General features: G+C 37.6%; 23 protein-coding genes. 13 read left to right on the top strand and 10 right to left on the bottom strand.

Annotated features, from left to right (window positions below; genetic code table 11):
• The first annotated feature begins 24 nt into the window (after window positions 1–24).
• Together EPA86_RS06015 and EPA86_RS06020 are read left to right on the top strand one after the other, a co-directional pair.
• Window positions 25–366, top strand: a complete 342-nt coding sequence (locus EPA86_RS06015; RefSeq protein ID WP_140602523.1) for a ribonuclease E inhibitor RraB — start codon at window positions 25–27, stop codon at window positions 364–366.
• A 13-nt stretch (window positions 367–379) separates the two neighbouring features.
• The gene (locus EPA86_RS06020; protein WP_140602524.1) at window positions 380–595 is read left to right on the top strand and encodes a hypothetical protein; all 216 of its coding nucleotides are present in this window, start codon (window positions 380–382) and stop codon (window positions 593–595) included.
• Window positions 596–628: 33 nt separating this feature from the next.
• Here EPA86_RS06020 and EPA86_RS06025 read toward each other — a convergent pair whose 3' ends face one another.
• Both EPA86_RS06025 and purL read right to left on the bottom strand, forming a co-directional pair.
• Window positions 629–1,303, bottom strand: coding sequence for a nitroreductase family protein (locus EPA86_RS06025; protein ID WP_140602525.1), 675 nt, complete (start codon window positions 1,301–1,303; stop codon window positions 629–631).
• Window positions 1,304–1,444: 141 nt separating this feature from the next.
• The gene (purL, locus tag EPA86_RS06030; RefSeq protein ID WP_425462565.1) at window positions 1,445–5,392 is read right to left on the bottom strand and encodes a phosphoribosylformylglycinamidine synthase; all 3,948 of its coding nucleotides are present in this window, start codon (window positions 5,390–5,392) and stop codon (window positions 1,445–1,447) included.
• A gap of 178 nt (window positions 5,393–5,570) precedes the next feature.
• Here purL and mltF point away from each other — a divergent pair, with 178 nt between their 5' ends.
• Both mltF and EPA86_RS18445 read left to right on the top strand, forming a co-directional pair.
• The gene (gene mltF, locus EPA86_RS06035) at window positions 5,571–7,151 is read left to right on the top strand and encodes a membrane-bound lytic murein transglycosylase MltF (RefSeq protein WP_140602526.1); all 1,581 of its coding nucleotides are present in this window, start codon (window positions 5,571–5,573) and stop codon (window positions 7,149–7,151) included.
• Window positions 7,152–7,288: 137 nt separating this feature from the next.
• Entirely contained in the window at window positions 7,289–7,417 is a 129-nt protein-coding gene (locus EPA86_RS18445) for a hypothetical protein (RefSeq protein WP_281284861.1), read from the top strand.
• A 190-nt stretch (window positions 7,418–7,607) separates the two neighbouring features.
• On the opposite strand, the gene tadA is transcribed toward EPA86_RS18445, so the two are convergent.
• From tadA to EPA86_RS06070, 7 genes are all read right to left on the bottom strand, one after another.
• Window positions 7,608–8,138, bottom strand: coding sequence for a tRNA adenosine(34) deaminase TadA (tadA, locus tag EPA86_RS06040; RefSeq protein WP_140602527.1), 531 nt, complete (start codon window positions 8,136–8,138; stop codon window positions 7,608–7,610).
• Window positions 8,139–8,170: 32 nt separating this feature from the next.
• Window positions 8,171–9,319: a radical SAM family heme chaperone HemW gene (gene hemW, locus EPA86_RS06045; RefSeq protein WP_140602528.1), complete on the bottom strand. Its 1,149-nt coding sequence runs from the start codon at window positions 9,317–9,319 to the stop codon at window positions 8,171–8,173.
• An 18-nt stretch (window positions 9,320–9,337) separates the two neighbouring features.
• Window positions 9,338–9,958 (bottom strand): RdgB/HAM1 family non-canonical purine NTP pyrophosphatase, encoded by a 621-nt coding sequence (gene rdgB / locus EPA86_RS06050; protein ID WP_211664913.1) that lies wholly within the window; start codon window positions 9,956–9,958, stop codon window positions 9,338–9,340.
• A 137-nt stretch (window positions 9,959–10,095) separates the two neighbouring features.
• Window positions 10,096–10,530, bottom strand: coding sequence for a DUF4426 domain-containing protein (locus EPA86_RS06055; RefSeq protein ID WP_140602530.1), 435 nt, complete (start codon window positions 10,528–10,530; stop codon window positions 10,096–10,098).
• A 119-nt stretch (window positions 10,531–10,649) separates the two neighbouring features.
• Window positions 10,650–11,195, bottom strand: a complete 546-nt coding sequence (locus EPA86_RS06060) for a YggT family protein (RefSeq protein WP_140602531.1) — start codon at window positions 11,193–11,195, stop codon at window positions 10,650–10,652.
• Between the two features lie 108 nt (window positions 11,196–11,303).
• A complete protein-coding gene (gene proC / locus EPA86_RS06065; protein WP_140602532.1) occupies window positions 11,304–12,134 on the bottom strand; it encodes a pyrroline-5-carboxylate reductase in 831 nt (276 codons plus the stop codon).
• A 37-nt stretch (window positions 12,135–12,171) separates the two neighbouring features.
• On the bottom strand, window positions 12,172–12,873 hold the full coding sequence (locus tag EPA86_RS06070; RefSeq protein WP_140602533.1) for a YggS family pyridoxal phosphate-dependent enzyme: 702 nt from the start codon (window positions 12,871–12,873) through the stop codon (window positions 12,172–12,174).
• Window positions 12,874–12,917: 44 nt separating this feature from the next.
• Here EPA86_RS06070 and EPA86_RS06075 point away from each other — a divergent pair, with 44 nt between their 5' ends.
• Together EPA86_RS06075 and EPA86_RS06080 are read left to right on the top strand one after the other, a co-directional pair.
• A complete protein-coding gene (locus EPA86_RS06075; RefSeq protein ID WP_140602534.1) occupies window positions 12,918–13,961 on the top strand; it encodes a type IV pilus twitching motility protein PilT in 1,044 nt (347 codons plus the stop codon).
• Window positions 13,962–14,093: 132 nt separating this feature from the next.
• Complete coding sequence (locus EPA86_RS06080; RefSeq protein WP_140602535.1) at window positions 14,094–15,227, top strand: PilT/PilU family type 4a pilus ATPase; 1,134 nt, start codon at window positions 14,094–14,096, stop codon at window positions 15,225–15,227.
• A 99-nt stretch (window positions 15,228–15,326) separates the two neighbouring features.
• Here the strand turns inward: EPA86_RS06080 and EPA86_RS06085 are convergent, their stop codons facing one another.
• Entirely contained in the window at window positions 15,327–15,743 is a 417-nt protein-coding gene (locus tag EPA86_RS06085) for a CBS domain-containing protein (RefSeq protein WP_170309580.1), read from the bottom strand.
• A 219-nt stretch (window positions 15,744–15,962) separates the two neighbouring features.
• Between EPA86_RS06085 and EPA86_RS06090 the strand changes: the two genes are divergently transcribed.
• The 7 genes from EPA86_RS06090 to EPA86_RS06120 all read left to right on the top strand — a co-directional run bounded on the left by EPA86_RS06090 (window position 15,963) and on the right by EPA86_RS06120 (window position 25,393).
• Window positions 15,963–17,405 (top strand): coniferyl aldehyde dehydrogenase, encoded by a 1,443-nt coding sequence (locus EPA86_RS06090; protein WP_211664912.1) that lies wholly within the window; start codon window positions 15,963–15,965, stop codon window positions 17,403–17,405.
• A gap of 373 nt (window positions 17,406–17,778) precedes the next feature.
• Entirely contained in the window at window positions 17,779–19,923 is a 2,145-nt protein-coding gene (locus tag EPA86_RS06095; protein ID WP_140602545.1) for an ABC transporter permease subunit, read from the top strand.
• 74 nt (window positions 19,924–19,997) lie between these two features.
• On the top strand, window positions 19,998–21,635 hold the full coding sequence (gene pstA / locus EPA86_RS06100; RefSeq protein ID WP_140602537.1) for a phosphate ABC transporter permease PstA: 1,638 nt from the start codon (window positions 19,998–20,000) through the stop codon (window positions 21,633–21,635).
• 58 nt (window positions 21,636–21,693) lie between these two features.
• The gene (gene pstB, locus EPA86_RS06105; protein ID WP_140602538.1) at window positions 21,694–22,518 is read left to right on the top strand and encodes a phosphate ABC transporter ATP-binding protein PstB; all 825 of its coding nucleotides are present in this window, start codon (window positions 21,694–21,696) and stop codon (window positions 22,516–22,518) included.
• Between the two features lie 18 nt (window positions 22,519–22,536).
• The gene (gene phoU / locus EPA86_RS06110; RefSeq protein ID WP_140602539.1) at window positions 22,537–23,244 is read left to right on the top strand and encodes a phosphate signaling complex protein PhoU; all 708 of its coding nucleotides are present in this window, start codon (window positions 22,537–22,539) and stop codon (window positions 23,242–23,244) included.
• Between the two features lie 192 nt (window positions 23,245–23,436).
• Window positions 23,437–24,117 (top strand): TIGR00153 family protein, encoded by a 681-nt coding sequence (locus tag EPA86_RS06115; RefSeq protein WP_140602540.1) that lies wholly within the window; start codon window positions 23,437–23,439, stop codon window positions 24,115–24,117.
• A gap of 10 nt (window positions 24,118–24,127) precedes the next feature.
• Window positions 24,128–25,393, top strand: coding sequence for an inorganic phosphate transporter (locus tag EPA86_RS06120; protein ID WP_140602541.1), 1,266 nt, complete (start codon window positions 24,128–24,130; stop codon window positions 25,391–25,393).
• Window positions 25,394–25,502: the final 109 nt, after the last annotated feature.

The following is a 25,502-nucleotide window of genomic DNA, read 5'->3' on the forward strand; positions in this document are numbered from 1 at the left end:
GATTAAAAAAAAGGTAAATAGACTATGTCTCGTGATCTTAACCTCTTTCCTGAGGATGAAATAGGTAATGTACTATGGGAAATGCAGCAGGCTGGTGAAGATTTATCACGTGAACGTGAAATAGAGTTTTCAGTGTTATTTCCATCACAAGAGTTGGCGTTAAAGTTTGGTCAGTTATTATTAGAGAATAATCAAAAGCTTTCATTTTGCCCTTTTGAAGCAAATCCAGATTTCCCGTGGGAAATCACTGCTTACCCTCAAATGCCTGCAAACTATTTTAGTATAAATGGCTATCAAGAATTGTTAGAAACAAGCTCTGCGCCTTTACATGGAAAATTTGACGGCGTTTATTTTGTTAAGCCTTAAAAGTGAGTAATTAATGACGATTGATTTAAATCAGTTTGCGACATTACAAAAACAGAGTAAAGCATCGTTTAATGATCAGAAAAGAATAGTTAAACAAGTAATGGCAGGCAAAACAGTGTACTGTGTTCAGTGTCAACAACCTTTAACTTTATATACCCCAGAGCAAAGTGAAAACTCAGGTATACGTTGTGATAAAGGCTGTACTGATGTTGCTCTAGATTTTTGTTAAGCGCTGTTTTTAAAAGCGCTTCTTATTATGGGCTTATAAGAAAGTCGCTATATCTTCTAATGATTTTTTTACCTGTGCATGTGCAGGTATTGTTGCATCATCAGCAGGGTAACCTGCAATAAGTAGCATATAAGCTCGTTCATTTTCTCCTCGGTTACATACCTTACTTAAAAATGACATGGGTTTTGGTGTGTGAGTAAGTGTTACCAAACCTGCATTATGTAAAGCCGTTATTAAGATACCCGTGGCAATGCCAACCGACTCATGAACATAATAATTAGTGTTTTTATCTTCTTCTTTAATTCCCCCTTTTTTTTGGCTAAAAATTGCGATCAACCAAGGGGCATGTTCTAAATAGGGTTTATTGGCATCGGTTCCTAAATCCTTCAAAGCATTTAACCACTCTTCACCAGCTCTTCCTTCATAAAAACCTCGTTCATGGTGCTCAGCTTGCTCTCTAATTTGTTTTTTAACGTCAGCACTATTTACTGCGACAAAATGCCATGGTTGGTGGTTAGCGCCGCTTGGTGCAGTACCAGCGGCTTTTAAACAGTTTTCAATAATGGTTTTATCAACAGGGCGATCACTAAATTTTCGAATAGAGTGGCGTCGTTTAATATCTTGATAGAAGTTCTCAGAACGTTCAAGCATTTCAGTTTCAGGGTATTCGATATAATCCGTTAAAGGAGAGCAGTTATGATCTTGCATAGTTAACCTATTATTTCTCTTATTATTCAATGAAAAATAGCTTAACAAGTTTTGAGACATAAAAAAACCGACATATAAAATGTCGGTTTTTCAAACACGTTAAATCGTTCTACGGGTTACTTAACACTCAAGGTAAGATACTTAGCCGATAAACTTACGAGCGTTACGGAACATGCGTACCCACGGAGAATCTTCTCCCCAGCTATCTGGATGCCAAGAGTTAGCAACAGTTCTAAAGACACGTTCAGGATGTGGCATCATGATGGTGACACGACCGTCAGTTGTTGTTAACGCAGTGATACCATCTGGTGAGCCATTCGGGTTAGCAGGGTAAGTTTCAGTTACTTGACCATAGTTATCAACGTAGCGCATTGATACGGTACCAGAATCATTTGCTGAGCCAATAGCTTCTTCAGAGCTGAATTCAGTTCTACCTTCACCGTGCGATACGGCAATTGGCATACGAGAACCGGCCATATCAGTAAATAATACAGAAGGACTTTCTTGAATTTCAACTAATGAGAATCGAGCTTCAAAACGTTCTGATTTGTTTTGAACAAAGCGAGGCCAAGCGTCAGAACCAGGAATGATTTCTTTTAAGTTTGACAGCATTTGACAACCGTTACATACACCTAAGCTGAAGGTATCGCTACGTTCAAAGAATGCTTTGAACATGGCTCTAGCATTAGCATTAAATAAGATTGATTTTGCCCAACCTTCACCTGCACCAAGTACGTCACCGTATGAGAAACCACCACAAGCGACTAAACCATTGAAATCTGCAAGATCAGCTCGGCCTGATAAGATATCAGACATATGAACGTCAATTGCAATGAAACCAGCTCGGTCAAATGCTGCCGCCATTTCAACATGTGAGTTAACCCCTTGCTCACGCAATATAGCAATTTTAGGGTGACTGTTATTTTTTGCGTCTTTGGCAATAAGGTCTGCAACAATATCTTCGCTGATATCAAATGTTAGCTCAGTATTTAATCCTGGATCTTCAGTATCAAATTTAACATCGTGTTCTTGCTGTGCACATTCTGGGTTGTCGCGTAATGATTGCATTTTGAACGTTGTTTGTGCCCATAATGTACGGTAGTAAGTACGAGAGTTAGCAAGTACTTCGTTGCCATCTCGGCTAAAGCGAATAACATCTTCATTATTGATGCGACCAATATCAGTACATAAACCTAATATGCCGTGCTCAGTGAGAATTTCATGAATAGTATCAACATCGTCCTCATGGATTTGAATGACAGCACCTAACTCTTCACTAAACAAAACATCTAAATCATTACCTAAATGTGACGTGAAGTTACTAATATCAATATCGACACCAGTATGGCCAGCGAATGCCATTTCAGCGACAGTGGTGAATAAACCGCCATCAGAAATATCGTGATAAGCGATAAGTTTCTTCTTATCAACTAATTCTTGCATCGCATTGAAGAAGCCTTTTAATGCTTGTGCATCATCAACATCAGGAGTTTCGCTACCGAGTTGTTTATATACTTGCGCTAAACAAGAGCCACCTAATCGATATTTACCTTGTGATAAATCTATAGCAACAAGGCGAGTGTTACCTTTATCTGTTCTTAATTGTGGCGTTACAGTTTTACGAATATCATCAACAGCACCAAAAGCTGTGATAACTAATGAAAGAGGTGAGGTTACGCACTTATCTTCACCGTTTTCTTGCCATTGGGTTTTCATTGACATTGAGTCTTTACCAACGGGAATAGTTAAACCTAATTCAGGACATAACTCTTCACCAATAGCTTTCACGGCCTCGTATAAACCAGCATCTTCACCAGGGTGACCTGCTGGAGACATCCAGTTTGCAGATAACTTAATACGATTCAATGTGCCAATATCGGCACCTGCGATATTCATTATTGACTCAGCAACAGCTAATCGTGCTGATGCGCCATAGTTTAATAATGCCACTGGGGTACGTTCACCCATTGACATAGCTTCACCGTGATAACTATCAAGGGCATTAGCTGTTACACCACAGTCGGCAACAGGCACTTGCCATGGACCAACCATTTGATCACGATTAACCATACCGGTAACAGAGCGATCACCAATGGTAATTAAGAAAGTTTTTTCGGCAACAGTAGGTAAGCTTAAGATTCTATCAGCTGCATCGCTAACAGAAGCAGTAGTTAAATCTAATGAATCACCAGCAGCGGTAGTCGATTCAACATTTTTAATTATTTTTGGTGTTTTACCTAAAAGTACATCGAGCGGTAAATCTATTGGAGTCTTTAATTTTTCATCATCGGCAAAATGTGAATCAGTAACAGTTAAATGCTCTTCTTCAGTTGCTCTACCCACAACAGCAAAAGGTGCTCTTTCACGCTGACAAATGTCAGTGAATAGGGCTAATTGCTCGTCAGATACGGCAAGAACATAACGCTCTTGAGATTCGTTACACCAGATTTCATGAGGCGTCATACTACGTTCGTCATTAGGCACGTTACGTAATTCAAATACACCTCCGCGGCCGCCATCTGAAACAAGCTCAGGGAATGCATTTGATAAGCCGCCTGCGCCTACATCGTGAATAAATAAGATAGGGTTTTTATCGCCTAACTGCCAACACTTATCGATAACTTCTTGACAGCGACGTTCCATTTCAGGGTTTTCACGCTGAACTGAGGCAAAATCTAAATTTTCTGCCGATTGACCTGAGGCCATACTTGATGCAGCACCACCACCTAAACCAATGTTCATTGCTGGGCCACCTAATGCAATGAGGTTAGCTCCCACAACAATGTCGCCTTTTTGCACATGCTCATCACGAATATTACCTAAACCACCCGCAATCATAATGGGTTTGTGGTAACCACGTACTTCTTTGCCATTGAATGAGTTAACTTCTTCTTCATAGGTTCTGAAGTAACCTAAAATTGCTGGGCGACCAAATTCGTTATTAAAAGCTGCACCGCCTAATGGGCCTTCCATCATAATATCAAAGGCTGATACGATGCGATCTGGCTTGCCAAAGTCACTTTCCCATGGTTGTACATAATCTGGAATGCGTAAGTTTGATACGCTAAAACCTACAAGACCTGCTTTAGGTTTTGAACCTACACCAGTTGCCCCTTCATCACGGATTTCACCACCACTACCTGTTGCAGCCCCAGGGTATGGTGAAATTGCAGTAGGGTGGTTATGTGTTTCAACTTTCATTAAAACTTGGATATCTTCATGGTGGTAATCATAGACATTAGTTTCAGGATTTGGGAAGAAACGCCCGCCTTTATTACCTACCATTACAGCCGCATTATCTTTATAAGCACTTAACACAAAGTCAGAATTAACTTCGTGAGTATTACGGATCATTTTAAATAATGATTTTTCTTGTTTAACGCCATCAATAGTCCAATCAGCATTAAATATTTTATGACGACAATGCTCTGAGTTTGCTTGAGCAAACATATAAAGTTCTATGTCGTGTGGGTTACGGCCTAATTTGGTGAAATTTTCAAATAAGTAATTCACTTCATCATCAGCAAGTGCTAGACCAAGCTCAACGTTGGCTTTAACGAGTGCTTCTTTACCACCTTGTTGAATATCAATCGAAGTAAATTCACCTGGCTCGCTACTAGCAAATAAGTCGCTAGCTTGTGAAAAATCATTAAAGACACTTTCCATCATGCGATCATGAAGCAATGTTGTTAATTGTGCTTGTTGCTCAGCAGATAATTGCGTACCTGCTGTAACTTCAACGTAATACGCTAAACCTCTTTCTAATCGAACTATTTTATCTAACCCACAGTTATGAGCGATGTCAGTAGATTTTGAAGACCAAGGTGAAATAGTGCCAGGGCGAGGTGTTACAAGTAATAAAAGTCCTTGAGGTTGATGTTCCTCAATTGTTGGGCCATAGGTTAATAACTGTTTTAGAACATTATCTTCATCTGTTGTTAACTCATCGTTAAGTTGAGCAAAGTGAGCATATTCAGCATAAATGTCCGTTACTGGTAATTGCTGAGCTTCACATTGAGCCAACAATTTCTTTACTCTAAACTCTGAAAGTGCCGGAGCACCACGAAGGTTTTTAATCAACATCGTCATAGGATATTTACCAAGTTTTATGTGGGGTTTTAATTAGCACAGACTATTATTTGTACTAACTGAAAATTTCGCGCGTATTATAGTTGAAAAATGCGGTTTTGTTAATGAGAAAAATTAGCCAAAGGTCTAAGTAAAAAAGTACTTGGCTATTAACTAAATACGCGACACAATTAAGACTATGAAAAAATCTGTTAGCTATTTATTATTTGGGAATATTTTACGTTTTTTTACGACATTTCTATCAGGGAATCCTGATAATAATGTTAAAGGAAAAACACGTGCTACTGCACTTATTCCTTTACTTTGCCTTACGTTGGTAAGCTGCAAAGATAAAACTGAAAGCCCAAGCCTCTCTCGAATTTTACAACGTGGATATATCAATGTTGGCACCCTTTTTGGGCCAACAAATTATTACGTAAAGGCAGATGGCTTCGCAGGTTTTGAATATGAGTTGGCGAAGAAATATGCAGATACACTTCAGGTAGAACTTCGAATTATTCCAAGTTATAGCTTAGATGAATTATTTATTAAGCTAAATACTGGCGAAGTAGATTTGCTTGCAGCAGGCCTTGCCATTACTGATAAACGTTTAAAGCGTTTTCGTTTTGCCCCTACTTACGAAACTGTTAGTCAAAAACTTGTTTTTAAACAAGGAAAGACTAGACCGAGGAAAGTCGCTGATTTAACAGGTAGCCTGATGGTGACCTCTGGTTCAAGTTATGTTGAAAATCTTGATAAATTAAAGCTGGAATACAGTGAGCTTTCTTGGCAAGAAACGGCTGAATACGATAGTGAAGAGTTGCTGGAAAAAGTACTTAATGGAGAAATTGATTATACCATTATTGATAGCAACAGCTTAGCGGTGAATCGTCGCTACTACCCTGAAATCAGTATTGGTTTTAGTATCAATAAGCCAGAAGAGTTAGCTTGGATGGTTAGTAAAAATAGTGCTGATGATATCTTAGCGAGTTTAATTGAGTTTTTTGGCAAGGTACACCATGACGGTACTTTATTAGCCCTAGATGATAAGTACTATGGTCACATTGAAACCTTTGACTATGTCGATACCAGAACATATATCAAAGCCGTAGAGAAGAAACTACCTACGTATCAGCCATTATTTGAAAAATATGCCCAAGATATTGATTGGCGCTTACTTGCAGCAATAAGTTATCAAGAGTCGCACTGGCGACCCCATGCCCGTTCTCATACCGGTGTAAGGGGAATGATGATGTTGACTTTAGCTACAGCTAAACAAATGGGGATAAAAAGTCGACTGGATGCAGAGCAAAGCATTAAAGGTGGTGCAAAATATTTCAAACGTATGATAGATAAAATGCCTGATCGTATTCCAGCACCAGATCGTATCTGGTTTGCGCTCGCCTCATATAATGTTGGCTTTGGTCATTTAAATGATGCGCGTATTATTACTCAACGACAAGGTGGTGATCCTGATCGCTGGGTTGAAGTGAAAAAGCGCCTGCCTTTACTTCAACAAAAGAAATTTTATAAAAAAACTAAGTATGGTTATGCTAGAGGCGAGGAGCCTGTACGCTATGTTGAGAATATTCGTCGTTATTATGATACCTTGACATGGTTAGATAATAAGGCAACAGAGCTTGCTAAAGCTGAACTTGTGCAAACTGAAGCAGCTATATTGGCTGACGATGACGCTAATGTTACTGAGCAGACAAATGAAATAACCAATGAACCACCCGAATTAGAAAACTCCAAACAAGAAAAAACTGCCGAGCAATAAGCCTTACTTCTCAAGTTTAATCGCTTATTTGTTAAACATTGTGAATAATAGATGACAGTTTGTACTTGTCATAAAACTGTCATTTTCATGGTAAATAATAGTCAAAGTTACATGAACGACTATTTACGGAGCTCACCATGAGACTAAAAAGACAATTACAAACAAGCCAGCGTAGAAAACAACTCATTAGACAACAACAAAAGATGATTAATCGTCGTCAGTGCTACTTTAACCAAAGCTTATTTGTGCAAGTAGTTCAAAGTTAAGTGGTTACAATTTAGTAATATTTTCGTTTAAATTGAGCGAAGTTATGTAAATGTTTTTATTAACATAATGCTTCTTGAAAATGTGTACATACTTGATAACTAACCATGCCTTTTCATTAAGTTTAAGTTGAATAATTTTCATTGGTTACGCTAATTAATGAAGAAATGCTGGTTGGTCAATTAACGATAATTAAAGGTTATTTTTCAACTTTTTAGCTTGTTGTTTAGCGGTTTTTTTCTCTTGTCGGCGTCGCTTAAAAAACGCTGAAAGTAACTGACTACATTCTTGCGCCATTACACCAGAATGGACATCAACTTGGTGATTTAATTTAGGCGTGTTTAGCAAATTAAAAACACTCCCAGCGGCACCCGTTTTTAAATCTAGACTTGCAAATACAACGCGCTTGATTCTACTGTGCACTAATAATCCTGCGCACATAGCGCAAGGCTCTAATGTTACGTATAGTGTACAATCAAGTAATCGGTAATTATTTATTCTTTTGCCCGCAGCTCTTATAGCCATCATTTCGGCGTGAGCAGAGGGATCGTTGAGCATAATTGACTGATTAAAGCCTTCACCAATAATTTCATCTTGATAAACGACAACTGCACCAACAGGAATTTCATCGTGCTGCTCTGCTTGTTGCGCTAGTTCAAAAGCTCTTTTCATAAACTTTTCATCAGATGAAATGTCTTGGGAATTTAAGGTTGATATGTTCATATAAATTAATGAGCTCACAATAATAGTTATCTTTATAGAAATAATTCTAATAAATCATTTAAGTAACGATGGCCTAATGTAGTAATTTGCCATTGTTGATTGTTGTGCTCCATTAAGCCTTTTTGCTCAGCTAAGTGCAGATGAGGTAATACTGTGTCACTTGTTAGCCCTGTATTTTGTTGATAATCATCTAGAGAAAACGAAGAGAATAATCGTAATCGATTCATCATGTATTCAAATGGTAATTCTGATGATTCAACAAGGTGGCAATGATCTAAATGGTTTCTGCTTTTATCCATATAACCTTTAGGGTGCTTTATTTTAATGGTACGGATTATTTGCTGATTTTTAGTGTCAGTAATTTTGCCATGAGCCCCACAACCTATGCCAAGGTAATCACCAAACTGCCAGTAATTTAAGTTATGCTGACACTGTTTATCTTTTTGGCTAAACGCTGAAATTTCATATTGCTTGTAGCCAGCTTCTGCCAGTAACTTAAACCCTTGATCTTGGATTTCCCATAATACTTCATCTTGCGGTAGTTTAGGTGGTTTAGAGTGAAAAGCAGTATTAGGCTCTATGGTAAGTTGGTACCAAGATAAATGATCAGGTTTAAGCTTAATAGCGGTTTTTAAATCATCTAATGCATTCTCAAGTGACTGATTCGGTAATCCATGCATTAAATCAAGATTAAAGCTAGTGATGCCAGCTTCTCTTGCATATTTAGCGGCGTTAAGTGCTTGTTGCGAATCATGAATACGGCCTAGTTTAATTAGCTTTTCAGACTCAAAAGATTGTACACCAATTGATAGTCGAGTGACGCCTGCTTTCACAAAACCTGCGAACTTTTCGCTTTCAACCGTACCTGGATTGGCTTCAAGGGTAACTTCTATATCATCCGTATAACTAAATCGTGCTAAAACTTGCTCTAGCAAAGATGCTATTGCTTGTGGTGAAAATAAACTTGGTGTACCGCCACCAATGAAAATAGAGTGCAGTGCACGCTCTGTTAAGTCAAAGCGTTCAATATCACTATCGAGATCTTTAATTAACTCTTCTATATAAGCTGTTTCATCAATATCATGTTTCAAGGCATGCGAATTAAAATCACAGTAAGGACATTTTTGCACACACCATGGAATGTGTATGTAAAGAGAGAGTTTAGGAGCAATAAGTGTCATTTTGTCGCAAGTGCCTGATTAATTGTTAACTTTGGCAAAGCTAAGTTGGTCAACCAGTTGCTTAAGAGCTTGACCACGATGACTCAGTTTATTTTTTACCTCACGAGGTAACTGTGCTGAGGTCATATTTAATGACTCTTGCCAAAAAACAGGATCATATCCAAAGCCTTGCTCGCCGTGCTTTTCTGTTGCGATACTACCTTGCCATACACCATGGCAGATAATTGGCGTTGGGTCATGCTCATGTTTCATATAAACGAGGATACAGTGAAAGCGTGCAGTACGATCTTGCTCTTTTATATTCAAAAGTTCCGCGAGCAGCTTATTGGTATTATCATTGTCTGTTACCTCATCACCACATATATCGCTGGCATAGCGGGCAGAGTAAACACCTGGTGCTCCGTTTAGTGCATCTACTTCTAAACCAGAATCATCAGCAATGGCCGGTAGCCCAGTTATTTTAGCCGCATGACGAGCTTTAATTATGGCATTTTCTACGAAGGTAGTTCCCGTTTCAGCTATATCAGGAACGTTAAATTCACTTTGCGGTAAAACCGTAATGTTGTGCTTTGATAATAATGCGGCGAGTTCTTTGACTTTGCCTTGATTACCTGTGGCGAGTACTACTTTAGACATGATCTTTTGCTTTGATAATAGAGTGAATATAATATTTTAACGTAATTCTTTGGTAGGTTAAAACATTGAACAAAAAAAAGGGCTGTATCAGCCCTTATTTATTCACCCATGTGACATGTTTTCTGTTCTTTTCGCCAATATTAATCAGCGTAAAACTTTTGAGAGAACTTTAATTGTTGCTCTTCATTACCGTCAGTAATGGTTAAATCAAAATGAATAGTTTCTTCATTGTTATAACTGACCTGTGCTAAATAATAGATAGCACTGCCTTCTTTAACTTCGGTAAACTCAAGGGTTTTAAATTGGCCTAAATTGTTTTTTGCCTTACCAGAGATACTTACGGATTTTGCTGGCGTACCTTTTTTGGTGTTATCAAGCACTGATATATTGACTAAACCATTAAATCGGCTTCGAGTAATACCATAAACCTTAGCAATTTCAGGCGTAAAAAACGTTGAACCTATAGCCATATAATGGACATTCATGCTGCCAAGCTTTTTCATGTTTTCAGCTTGAACGGCAGGGGAACTTATAAATGTAATGATGAGTAATATTGCCGATATTAATACTTTCATGATGTGCTCCAGAAATAATTACCTACAGGCTGTTAAATACGTAACCTAAGTATAGAACAGCCTATAAAATTTAGCGGGTTAATTTAGTGCTTTTCAATCTGAACTAATCTAGACAGAAATTAAATAGAAGCCCAGTAAGGAAGTGAACCTGATAATAAAATATTAATGACATTCATCGCTAAAAAAGCGACTAATAATGATAAATCTAAACCACCAATATTAGGCACTATGGCACGAATGGGTCTTAAAAAAGGTTCTGTTAATTGGTGTAAAATCATTAAGGTGGCATTGTAACCTTGTACTACCCAACTCATCAGCGCCATAACAATCATGATAACAAATAGTAAGAAACCTGCTTGTTTAATTAAAACCAGTAAGCCAATGTAAAAGGCTAATAGGCCTAGGCTTTCGCCAGCAAGTGCTGCAAGCGTTACAAACTTAAGTGTTGCAATGGCGTAGGCAAGTAATAGAGTTGCAAGGTCAAGGCCGCCAAAACCAGGAATAATACGGCGTAGTGGTACCACAAGAGGGTTACTCACTTTAACAATAAATTGGCTTAATGGGTTGTAAAAATCAGCTTTCACCCATTGCAACCACACACGAATAATTAAAATCATTAATAGGGCGTCAAAAGCGAATCTAAGCAAATAAATTATTGCTTCCATAGGAATATAGTCTCCGAATAAAACATTTTTTTCATTTCTCACTGTAAGCATAAATAAAAAGCGTACAGATAACCATGGCTAACTTTGTAACATTTAAATAAAAAACAGTTAATTAGTGCTTTTTGCCATTTCTTGTGCTCTGGTTAAAGCCGCTTGCATGGAATTAGCTACAATTTGCTCTAATCCTTGCTGTCTAAACGTTTCTAAAGCTGCAAAGGTTGTTCCGCCTTTTGAGGTGACATTTTCGCGAAGCTGGCTGATAGGGATAGGGTTATGTTCAACCATTTGGGCAGCACCAAGTGCGGTTTGTTGTACTAGCAGTCGGCTTTCTTGCTCGGTAAAGCCAAATTCTTGCGCTTGTTTTTGCATTGCTTCCATAAATAGAAAGAAATAAGCAGGGCCTGAACCGGCAACAGCGGTTATTTCATTAATTTTATCTTCACTAGTAACCCAAATTACTTCACCTACAGCTGACATTAGTTTATTGGCGGCGGCTTTTTCTGCTTGATTGACTTCTTTCGAAGCAAAAAGGCCACTCATGCCTAAACCTAATTGAGAAGGCGTATTTGGCATAGTGCGAACAACACTTGCTTTAGCGTTTAAGGCTGATTGGATTTGCGCTATTGTTGTGCCAGCAGCCACCGATAAGAAAAGCTTATTTTTGATATTTATCTTTTCACTGATGTCTTGACATACCTGCTCTATAAAGTGAGGCTTAACTGATAATACAATAATATCGGCAAACTCAACGGCATCAATATTATTAGCGGTTTGTTCAATACCAAACTCTTTAGCTAAGGCTAATCGTTTTTCTGGTGAAGGGTTGGCCACAATAATATTTTTAGCGGGTACACCTGAATTGACTAATCCTATGGTAATTGATTTAGCCATATTGCCTGCACCAATAAAGGCTATTTTATTTAAAGATTGTTTTTCCATGAATTAATTACCTATTTAACTTGATCTATATTTTAAATTATTTGTTGTTACGTTGACCAAATATCGCCGTACCAATTCTCACCATAGTGGAACCATGTTTAACGGCGAGTGATAGGTCATTTGACATGCCCAGAGATAAAGTATCAATACTTTCATATCGAGATCTTAATTCAATAAATAGCTTTGCCATTTTCTGATATATCTCTGGTCTGGCATTTTTTTCTGGAATTGCCATCAAGCCTCGTAGCGTTAAATTTTCACATTGGTTTACAACATCTGCTAAGGCGAATATTTGTTCGGGTGATATACCAGATTTTGTTTTTTCTTCGCTAATATTCACTTGTAAACAAATGTTTAGCGGGGTAAGGTGACTTTGCTTTTCATTGATAGATTCTTTGAGATGGTCATTAAGACGTAAAGCAATTTTTTCTCTATCTACACTATGTACCCATGAGAAATTATTGGCGATTTGCTTGGTTTTATTTGATTGAATCGGGCCAATATAGTGCCAGTATATTTCAGGTAAATGGGAAAGCTGTTCTATTTTTTGTAGTGCTTCTTGTAGATAGTTTTCACCAAAATGATGTTGTCCAGCTACATATGCTTGTTCAATATCTTCGATGGGTTTGGTTTTTGAGACAGCTAAAAGCAGTACAGAGTCAACTAATCGGTTATTTTGTTGGCAAGCTTGAGCAATTTGCGCTTTAATTTTATCAAGATTATCTTTAATGTTTATCATGTTTAGTTGTTAACCTTTCCACTTATAAAATTACTGAGGTTTTTATGGATATTACCGAATTACTTGCATTTAGTGTGCAGCATGACGCTTCTGATTTACATCTATCAACTGGCACCCCGCCATCTATTCGTGTAGATGGTGATGTACGTAAGCTCAATATCCCAGCTTTTGATGCAAAAGATGTTAATGCGTTGGTCTATGATATTATGAATGACAGACAACGCAAAGAGTATGAAGAAAATTTAGAGGTCGATTTCTCTTTTGAAGTGCCAAACCTTGCACGTTTCAGGGTAAATGCTTTTAACCAAAATAGAGGCCCAGCAGCAGTATTTCGTACTATCCCAAGTAAAATATTGACCCTTGAAGACTTAGGTTGTCCTGACATTTTTCGAGATATTGCAGATACGCCACGTGGCTTAGTATTAGTTACGGGCCCTACTGGCTCGGGTAAATCGACTACCTTAGCAGCTATGGTTGATTATATTAATGACCATAAACATGATCACATTTTAACCATTGAAGATCCAATTGAATTTGTTCATGAAAATAAGAAATGTTTACTTAACCAACGTGAAGTACACCGCGATACCTTAAGTTTTGAGGCAGCATTACGTTCAGCATTGCGTGAAGATCCTGATGTTATCTTAGTTGGTGAGATGCGTGATTTAGAGACGATTCGATTAGCCATGACCGCGGCAGAAACAGGTCACTTGGTTTTTGGTACATTACATACCACATCTGCTCCAAAAACTATTGACCGTATTATTGATGTATTCCCAGGGGAAGAAAAGTCAATGGTACGCTCTATGTTATCAGAATCACTTCGTGCAGTAATTTCTCAAACATTAATCAAGAAAGTAGGCGGCGGGCGAGTTGCAGCTCATGAGATTATGATTGGTGTTCCCGCTATTCGTAATTTAATACGTGAAGATAAAATAGCGCAAATGTATTCAGCAATTCAAACAGGTATGTCTCACGGGATGCAAACGATGGATCAATGTTTACAAAATTTAGTTAATCGAGGCATGATTACTCGACAAGATGCGATGGAAAAAGCGGTAGATAAGAACCAATTTTCTGGTTATTAGAACCCATAACTAGCTCGATAAAATCGAGCTAGTTTGTACGCTTGTTTAAAATGTTGTGTTAAAAATGTCTTGTTGTATAGGATTATTAATTTAACGAGTTTTACAACGTGACACTATGTAAAAGGTAATCGAATGAAGTTTCATCAATTATTAATGAAAATGGTGCAAGAAGACGCATCTGATATGTTTGTAACGGCTAAGTTGCAAGTGAGCGCAAAAATCAATGGTGAATTACGACCTATTGATGATGAACCATTAACACCAGAAGAATCTTTATCTTTAGTTCACGATGCCATGAACGAAAAACAAAAGAAGCAGTTTGATGAAGAAAAAGAATGTAACTTCGCTATTGAAATTGAAGGTATAGGGCGTTTTCGTGTTTCTGCTTTCTGGCAACGTGATATGGCTGGCATGGTCATTCGTCGAATTGTTACTGATATTCCTGATGTTGATGATTTAGGTTTGCCATCTGTTTTGAAAGATGTGGTTATGACTAAACGTGGCTTAGTACTGTTTGTTGGTGGTACCGGTACTGGTAAGTCAACCTCTATGGCTGCATTGATTGGCTATCGAAATAGAAATTCACGAGGTCATATTCTCACAATTGAAGATCCGGTGGAATTTGTCCATGAGCATGGTAAAAGTATGATAACGCAACGTGAAGTTGGTTTAGATACTGAATCATTTGATGCGGCTTTACAAAGTTCATTACGTCAAGCACCAGATGTAATTCTAATTGGTGAGATTCGAAGTAAAGAAATTATGGAGCACGCGTTAAGTTTTGCTGAAACAGGCCATTTATGTATCGCGACACTGCATGCGAATAATGCTAACCAAGCCATTGACCGGATTATGCATTTAGTACCAGCAGATCAGCATGGCAAGTTATTATTTGATTTAGCTTTAAATCTTAGAGGGGTTATTGCTCAGCAACTTGTACCAACTAAAGATGGCAATAGCCGAGTTGCAGCGATTGAAATTTTGCTTAACTCACCTTATGTAAGTGAGTTGATTAAAAAAGGTGAGATCGGTGGTATAAAAGAGGTCATGGAAAAATCAAATGAACTTGGTATGCAAACTTTCGATCAGGCATTGTTTAATCATTACCAACAAGGTTTGATCACCTATGCTGATGCACTACATCATGCAGACTCACCTAATGATTTACGCCTAATGATAAAATTACGTAGTAATGAACAAGGCGGTACAGGCGGGTTATCGGGTGTTACCTTAGATGGTCTTGAAGATAAAGATGAGCTGATGTAGAAAATCATCATTCAACTTAGTTTTATGTGATAAAAGGCTAATTAATTAGCCTTTTTTTATGTGTGTAGATCATGAGTTACCGCAAATTAGGCCGGTAAGTTAATTTTGATTACTTAACTTTCTACGGTATTGCAAGGCAATCACTTTTAAAATATCCCGCCACGTTATAATCCCAATGGCTCTGCTTTTTTCGTCAATAACGGGCAGGCACGAAATATGGTTATCATGAAAAAGTAAAACAGCTTCATTTATCGACTGTTCTTTTTGGGCACTGATTAAGTCTCTAGACATGATTTGATGTACTTTTTGTTGGGCAAAGGTAATGTCTCTTGGGGTTTCTTTGCTAGTACCTATTGTGGGGCTTAATTGTTTAAATAAATCTCTGTCGGTTATAACGCCGGCTAAGGCGCCTTCATCATCATTAATCAATATGTGATGAATATTATGCGTAGCGAAGATATCCTTTGCTTTGTTCAAATCATCATCTAGTTGCAATGTTATTAGAGATTTAGTCATCAAAGTTTCAATTTTCATTTTAGTAATTTCTCTACTTTTCAAACGATTAAGGAGTTATTAGGTAATTTATAGTTAGTATAGTGCGAAAACAGTTAGCGACAAGAGTGATTGTGTTGTTTTTTCTATCTCATCGGATCAGATGATTTAGCTTTTACTTAATGTTATCTTGTATTCTTACTGTGTTTAATCACTAAAATATCAAAGTCTATGAGGAAAATTATGGCAGATAATAGCTATACACCAGCTGATGAAAATCAACAAATATCAAATATTAATGATTTTTTTGCTAGCCAGCGATTAGCTTTTAAAAAGCAGAGTTATTTATCTTTGTCAGAGCGAATTGAAGATCTTCAGCTACTTAAATCAGCAATTAAGCAGCATAAAGAGCCATTAATTACAGCTCTATCTCAGGATTTTTCAGGTAGAAGTGCTGGTGATAGTAAAATGGCTGACATAATGCCAACCATCATGGGTATTGATTATACTATCAAGCATTTAAAAAAATGGATGAAGCCAGAAAAGCGTCACGTAAGTGCGTTATTTCAACCAGCAAAAGCCTTTGTTGTTTATCAACCTTTAGGAGTTGTTGGTATTATCACACCATGGAATTACCCGGTGTTTTTATCTCTTGGACCGTTAACAACAGCTTTGGCTGCCGGTAATCGCGCTATGATAAAAATGTCTGAGTTTACTCCTGCTACCAATGAAGTCATTAAATCAATGTTATTAACGGTATTTTCACAAAATAAGGTTGCAGTAATTACTGGCGGTGTTGAGAGTGCAAGTTACTTTTCTGAGCAAGCTTTTGATCATTTATTATTTACTGGCTCAACTCAAGTCGGTAAAAAAGTCATGGCGAGTGCGGCTAAGAATTTAACCCCTGTTACACTAGAACTTGGTGGGAAATCTCCTGTTATCATCGATGATGAAATTGATATTAAATTGGCAGTATCTCGTATACTGCTAGGTAAAACACTTAATGCAGGGCAAACCTGTGTTGCCCCTGATTATGTACTATGTCCTGAGGGTAAAGTGACAGAATTGTTAAGTGAACTAAAGTTACAATTTAATAGCATGTACCCAAGTTTTGCTGAAAATGATGATTATACTTCGATCATAAATCAGGCGCAGTTTGACAGGTTACAGCAAGGTGTAATAGATGCGGTAGATAAGGGGGCTGATGTGACTGCTCTAGTAACCGACACCGACGCATTCTCTGGCACTAGAAAGATGCCGTTAACTGTAGTTACCCAAGTCAACGATGATATGTTGCTGATGCAAGAAGAAATTTTTGGCCCAGTATTACCTATAGTAAGCTATAAAACATTTGAACAGGCACTCAGTTATGTAAATGATAGGCCTAGGCCCTTAGCGCTCTATTTATGTAGCTTTGATGAAGGTAAGAAACAGCAAGTTCTTGATGGTACTCATGCAGGAGGAGTATGTATTAATGATGCTGCCGTACATGTGGCTCAAGATGACTTACCTTTTGGTGGTATTGGTCCATCAGGTATGGGGCAATATCATGGTCATGAAGGTTTCCTAACTTTCTCTAAGGCTAAGCCAGTGTTTGAAAAAGGTAAATTTAATACTGCTAAAATGGCATACCCTCCTTATGGAAAGTGGATTCATAGGATGATGGATAAAATATTTCTGTCATAAAAGCTTCATTTTATTATGCTACAAATTAAATATTCAATAATAAGCTAGCGAGATTTTGCCAGTTTTATGCAATAAATTATTTATATGTAGTTAATTCAGAATAATGCTGTAAAGCCTTATAAAACCTACTCAAATAGTTGATGAAATACTTTAAATTATTTAGCATGTCTTAAGTATTTTAACTATGATGCTGGTATGTCACAAAAGTGTCATATTACTGTCTTATAATTGCCTCGTTATTTAAATTAACGAGGTTGACTCAGTGGCAAGTGTTGCTCTTTCTTCAAATACTAGAAAAATAAAAAACTCATTAGCGAAATGGCTAATTACGCTAGGTGGTATTAGTGTGTTATTCACATTAGTACTTATTTTCATGTACTTACTGTACGTGATAAAGCCTATTTTTGAATCAGTCAGTATAGAACCTGAGATGTCAATTGCGCTCAGTGCTGATAGTAAAGTGCTTAGTACAGGAGTTGATGAGCTTAAGGAAGTTGCATTCCAAATTACTGAATCAGGTAAAATTGAGTTTTTTTCATTATTAAAAAATAATAATTTACCTGCAGGTGATTTAATACTATCTGAGCAACTCATTGCTGATGATGATCGTTTAGTTCTGGTTGAAGATGCCGGTCATGATAAAAAGCTGTTAGTTACGGAGCACGGGCAGGTTTTTGTAGTTTCACCGCAATTTACGGCTCAGTATAATAATGATTCTCGCCAAATTATCCCAAGTATCTCTTACCCTATTGTCGATTCTCCAATCTCAGTAGACGAGCAAGAGCAAAGCTTTATTCAGTTAGCGTTTGCCATGAATGAAGAGAAGGCAGTTTTTGTAGGTTTTACTCAAGATAAGCGATTAATTAAAACCAGCTTAATTAGTGATGACGAGTTTGGGGAAGAAGATGGTGAGTTTGAAACTATCTATCAAGAAATTGATTATCTTGCACATCATATTGATGATATTGAAATATCTCCAGATCTCACCATGGTCTTTGTTCGTAATGAATCACAAGTATCGGTATTTTCATTAGACGATGATGACGTTGTAGAAGAAAAAGCTCAAATTAATGCAGATTTTTCAAATAGACCTGATGCAAAATTAACGGCGATGGCACTTTTATCAGGTGGTAGTTCTGTACTATTAGGTGATAACCAAGGACAAATCAGTCAATGGTTTGAAGTTGCCACAGAGCAAGGTCGTCAATTTCAGCAAATTAGAACATTTGATTCAGGCGATGAAGCTATTGCAAGTATAAATACTGAACAATTTCGCAAGAGTTTCTATACGTTAACGGCTACTGGCAATATGGGGGTTTTCTTTACCACCAGTGAAGCTGAGCTTTGGCAGGGTAATATTGCAAAGCAGCATCCGACAGCTTTTGCTATTTCTCCTCGTTCTGATGCAATTGCAGTCGCGATGTATGACGAACAAAAATCTGTGACTTCTTTAGAGTTATTTAAAGTGCACAATGAGCACCCTGAGGTGACTTGGCAAGCACTTTGGCAAGAAGTGTGGTACGAAGGTTACCCAGAGCCTGATTATATTTGGCAATCAACTTCGGGCTCTGATGACTTTGAAGCAAAATTTTCTCTAGTTCCTATATCATTTGGCACCATTAAAGCTGCATTATATGCAATGCTTTTCGCGGTACCTATTGCTCTTACGGCAGCAATTTATACCGCTTACTTTATGACACCTGTGCTGAGAAAGAAGGTAAAACCGACTATTGAGCTAATGGAAGCATTACCAACCGTTATTCTAGGCTTCTTAGCAGGTCTATGGCTAGCGCCCATCATGGAAAAGTACTTACCGGCTATCTTTTTATTATTTATATTTTTACCGTTAGCAACAATTCTAACGGCATTTGTATGGCATAACTTATCACGAGATTTAAAAGAAAAAATTCCTGAAACATTAGCGCCTGTTATTTTAATTCCGGTATTAATTGCTGCTGCATATTTAGCTTTCACTTTCTCACCATTATTTGAAACAGCCTTTTTTGGTGGTGATATGCGTCAATATATTACCAATGATTTAGGTATTAATTTTGACCAACGTAATGCCTTAGTTGTGGGTATAGCGATGGGATTTGCCGTGATACCTACTATTTTCTCTATGGCTGAAGATGCAATTTTTAGTGTACCAAGTCATTTAACCAGCGGCTCTTTAGCTCTAGGTGCTACGCAGTGGCAAACATTAGTCAAGGTGGTGTTATTGACAGCAAGCCCAGGTATTTTTTCTGCTGTGATGATGGGGTTAGGTCGTGCAGTTGGTGAAACCATGATCGTATTAATGGCAACTGGTAATACACCTATTTTAGATTGGAGTATTTTCCAAGGTATGAGAACACTTGCTGCAAATATTGCTGTAGAAATGCCTGAATCAGAAGTGGGTAGCTCTCACTATCGAATACTATTTTTGGCAGCCTTTGTATTATTTGTTTTCACGTTTATTTTCAACACTATGGCTGAATTTGTTAGACAGCGTTTACGTGAGAAATATAGCTCAATGTAGGCTTAACCCGTTAAGTTAATAAATGAAGCAATAGTTTATTGCACGAATAAATTAAAGAATTAAAGAGTTTTGTTATGAATACATGGTTTAAGTCGGGATCTCCTTGGATATGGCTATCAGCGGGTGGTGTTAGCATCAGCTTAATTTCAGTGTTAGGTCTTTTATGGCTTATCGCGTCTAAGGGGTTATCTTATTTCTGGCCTAGTGAGTTATATCAGTTCGATATGATAGATGAGCAAGGTAATAACTCAGTGGTTATAGGTGAAATTTATGATAGAGAACAAATACCAGTAAGCCAACTTGCTCATTTAGATTTAAAGTTAGCGAAAGACCAAGAAGTACTTGAACGTTTACTGGTAAAAACCGGTAACCGTGAATTGGTGAGTTTAGATTTTCGTTGGATTTTAAGTACGAACATCACCAAAACCACAACACCAAAAGATTTAGCTGTTGTAGAACGAAGAACGAATGGTAATTTTTATGGCTTTATTGATAGTTTAGTTTTAGATGGTCAACCTGTAGATATTGCTAAGCTGCCAGAACTACTTGAGCGAGTTGAGCAATTTCAAGCAGAAATTGAAGATTTACAAAAGGTTGATATAGGTGCGATTAATTACCAGCTTGAGAGCCTACGCTTGCAGTCTAAAAGTTTAACGCTTAAAGGTGAATTGACTGTAGATAAGCAGCAAGAGATTGATACTGAGACTCAAGCTTTAAAAGATGAATATCAAACATTAGAGCAACAACTGATGGCATTGCGAGATAAAATTTCGCGTGATCACCTTATTATGCGTGCAATGGATGGTCAGTTAGTTACTATTAATTTTGAGCATATCCTGCAAGTTAATTTTAATAATCAACTGGGCTTTTTTGATAAGTTCACTTTGTTTTTAAGTCAAATAGCTGCATTCATTATTGATGACCCAAGAGAAGCGAACACTGAAGGCGGTGTTTTTCCCGCTATTTTTGGTACGGTACTGATGGTATTACTCATGACTGTAATCGTTTCACCATTTGGTGTAGTTGCCGCAATTTATTTACATGAATATGCCGGAAAAAATGCATTGACTAGATTATTACGAATAGCGGTAATAAATTTAGCGGGTGTACCCTCTATTGTTTACGGCGTATTTGGTCTTGGCTTTTTTGTTTATATGGTGGGTGGCTCATTAGATCAGTTGTTTTATCCTGAAGCCTTACCAAGCCCAACATTTGGTACACCAGGTGTATTATGGTCAGCAATAACCTTAGCTATTTTAACGCTACCAGTTGTTATCGTTTCAACAGAAGAAGGTTTATCTCGTATCCCGTCAGCTATGCGTCATGGTAGTTTAGCGCTTGGCGCAACAAAAGCTGAAACCTTATGGCGCATTATTTTACCGATTGCTAGTCCTGCTATAATGACGGGGATTATATTAGCCATAGCACGCGCTGCCGGTGAAGTCGCACCATTAATGTTAGTTGGAGTTGTTAAAATGGCTCCGAACTTACCGCTTGATGGTAATTTTCCTTTCTTACATTTAGATCGTAAGTTTATGCACTTAGGCTTCCATATTTATGATGTAGGTTTTCAAAGCCCGAACGTAGAAGCAGCAAGACCACTTGTTTATGCAACAGCCTTGCTACTTGTTACGATTATCGTTGCCTTGAATATGACTGCTGTATCAATTCGAAACAAGTTACGTGAAAGATATAAGATGTTAGAACATTAGTTCTATACAACATTTCAATCGAAAATAATTAATTAGTAAATAGTTATAAGAGTAAAATATGATTTCTGTTACCCCAAAGGCGTTATCTGCGGATGCCAGCAAGCTAGACTTAACCAAGTTAACTAGTGAACAAACTGCTTTAGATATCAAAGGGCTAAATCTTCACTATGGTAAAAAGCAGGCATTACAAGATATCACTATGTCGATCCCTAAAGGCCAAGTTACTGCTTTTATTGGTCCTAGTGGTTGTGGTAAATCAACCTTACTACGCTGTATCAACCGAATGAACGATTTAGTAGACGGTTGTCATATTAGTGGTGAGATCAATTTACATGGCAAGAATATTTACGGTAAACATGTAGATGTCGCATCACTTAGACGCAAAGTCGGTATGGTTTTTCAGAGACCTAACCCATTTCCTAAGTCTATATATGAAAATGTTGTTTACGGGCTACGAATTGCTGGTGAAAATAATCGTCGAGTATTAGATGATGCCGTTGAGAAATCATTACGTAGCGCAGCGCTTTGGAATGAAGTTAAAGATAGATTACATGAAAGCGCGCTAGGTTTATCTGGTGGTCAACAACAGCGTCTAGTTATTGCAAGAGCCGTAGCCATTGAACCGGAAGTATTATTGTTAGATGAACCTACATCAGCGCTTGACCCAATATCAACGTTAACAATTGAAGAATTAATTAATGATTTAAAGAAACAGTTCACTGTTGTAATTGTAACGCACAATATGCAGCAGGCTGCTAGGGTATCAGATCAAACTGCTTTCATGTATATGGGTGACTTAATAGAATATAGTGATACTAATACACTATTTACTACACCAATGAAAAAGCAAACAGAAGATTATATTACTGGTCGATACGGCTAATTATTTAAGGGGTTTTACATGGATAATTTACAGGTTGGTCGTCATATTTCAGGCCAATTTAATGAAGATTTAGAGCGTGTTATTAATAATGTAATGCATATGGGAGGATTGGTTGAGAAACAATTAACTGATGCATTAACGGCCGTACATGATTTTGATGAAGTATTAGCGCAAGAAGTTCTGAATAATGATTATCAAATCAATGCCTATGAAGTAAGTATTGATGATGAATGTACTCGTATTATTGCTAAGCGACAACCCGCGGCAGGTGATTTACGCTTAATTATGGCAATTGTTAAAACCATTGCAGATCTTGAAAGAATTGGGGATGAAGCTGAAAAAATAGCAAAAGTTGCGCTAGAAAGTTTTTCTTCACAACAGCAAGATTTATTAGTGAACCTAGAAAACTTAGGTCGTAGTGTTGTTGAATTTTTACACTTAACCTTAGATGCTTTTACGCGTATGGATTTAGATGCGGCAGTAAAGATTCATCAGATGGATGATAAAATTAATCGTGAATATGAAGCACTAATGCGCCAACTGATGACTTACATGATGGAAGATCCACGAGCTATTCCTCAAGTGATGACCGTTATTTGGTCCGCAAGGGCATTAGAGCGAATTGGTGATCGATGTCAAAATATGTGTGAATACATCATCTACTTTGTAAAAGGCAAAGTGGTCAGGCATACAACTGCAGAAGCGGTTAAAAAGTTAACATCATAATAAAACAGATAAATTTCAACTTATTAATCAGCAGCTTACCAAGGTGTTGATTAATATATTTTCTAAGCGCGCGCGTTAAGCTGAATTCTAGTAAAATTAAGCTAATATTAGCATTTAACTTTGATAGTTAAATGAGTTACTATCCGCGTCGAATAACAATAACGAGAGTTCTTTTCTCCTGGAAACATAATTATGGCCAGAAATACAATCTTAGGGGTTTTTGCTAAATCCCCTATAAAACCATTAGAAAAACACATACAAATTGTTGTTAAGTGTTCTAAACAATTAATCCCTTTCTTTGATGCCTGTGTTGAAGAAAACTGGAGTGAGGCGACGAAAATCCGTCGTAAGCTATCAAAATTAGAGCAAGATGCTGATGCACTCAAACGTCAATTACGTTTAGAGTTACCTGGTGGCTTATTTATGCCTGTGGACAGAGCAGATTTGTTAGAGTTACTAACTCAGCAAGACAAAATTGCTAATAAAGCAAAAGATATTGCTGGCCGCGTTCTTGGAAGAAAGTTACAAGTACCTTCAGCATTACAAGAAGAATTTTCAACTTACCTTAAACGTTGTATTGATGCGACTGAAAAGGCAGCTGAAGCGATTAATGAATTGGATGATTTGTTAGAAACAGGCTTTAAAGGTCGTGAAGTGGAATTAGTTGCGAAAATGATTGCCCAATTAGACGCCATTGAAGATGACACGGATGTATTACAAATTAGTTTACGCAAAAACTTATTAGCGATTGAAAAGGATTTAAATCCAGTTGATGTAATGTTTTTATATCAAATAATTGATTGGGTTGGTGATTTAGCCGACCTTGCTGAACGTGTTGGTGCACGTTTAGAAATTCTTTTAGCTCGAAAATAAGGTTTAACTGATGGAAATTTTACTTAACTATGGTTCGACCTTGGTCATTATGGCTGCTGTTGTTGGCTTCTTTATGGCATGGGGCATTGGTGCTAACGATGTTGCTAATGCAATGGGAACTTCAGTTGGCTCTAAAGCATTAACTATTAAACAAGCCATCATTATTGCAATGGTATTTGAATTTGCAGGGGCATATTTAGCTGGTGGTGAGGTAACATCGACAATTCGTAAAGGTATCATTGATGCAAGCTATTTTGTTGATACGCCTGAGTTACTTGTTTTTGGTATGATTTCAGCTTTATTCGCTGCTGCTACTTGGTTATTGATTGCTTCGGCTTTAGGTTGGCCTGTATCAACAACGCACTCAATTGTTGGTGCTATTGTTGGTTTTGCTGCTATGGGTGTCAGTGTTGATGCTGTTACATGGAGTAAAGTAGGTGGTATTGTTGGTAGTTGGATTATCACACCGCTTATTTCAGGTGTAATCGCATTTATCATATTTAACAGTGCGCAAAAATTAATCTTTGATACCGAAAAACCATTACAGCAAGCTAAACGCTGGGTGCCGCTATATATGTTCCTTGCTGGCTTTGTCTTGGCGCTAGTTACCATTAAGAAAGGTTTAAAACATCTTGATTTACATATCGAAGGCACTGAAGCATACGTATACGCAGTTTTAACAGCTATTGTTGTTGCTGCGATAGGTAAGGTATTTATTGCCAAGCTTAAGTTTGATGAGAATGTGGCTAAAGAAGCTCATTATGTCAATGTTGAGAAAGTGTTTGCTATTTTAATGGTTGTTACCGCGTGTTGTATGGCCTTCGCACATGGCTCAAATGATGTTGCTAACGCTATCGGTCCACTAGCTGCTGTGGTAAGTATCGTGGGTAACGAAGGTCAAATTGCAGCAAAAGCTTCGTTAGCTTGGTGGATATTGCCATTAGGTGGTTTTGGTATTGTCGCGGGTCTTGCAATTTTCGGTCACAAAGTTATTGCTACCATAGGTAAAGGTATTACTCATTTAACGCCAAGTCGTGGTTTTGCTGCTGAGCTGGCTGCTGCCTGTACCGTTGTTATAGCTTCAGGCGCTGGTTTACCAATTTCCACAACACAAACGCTTGTAGGTGCTGTGTTAGGTGTTGGTATGGCAAGAGGTATTGCGGCGATAAACTTAGGTGTTGTACGTAACATTGTGGTTTCGTGGGTCATTACTTTACCTGTTGGTGCAGGCTTATCAATCATCTTCTTCTGGATAATGAAGAGCATGTTTGCTTAATTAATTCAGAGTGTTTTGACTGTGTTGTCCTGATATAGGTTGACACTTTTTTCTAAAACGCCTGATGAATTTCATCAGGCGTTTTGTATTTTAAGGCCATATGAGGCCT

It is taken from the genome of Litorilituus lipolyticus, from assembly GCF_006439335.1.
GTDB lineage: Bacteria > Pseudomonadota > Gammaproteobacteria > Enterobacterales > Alteromonadaceae > Colwellia > Colwellia lipolytica.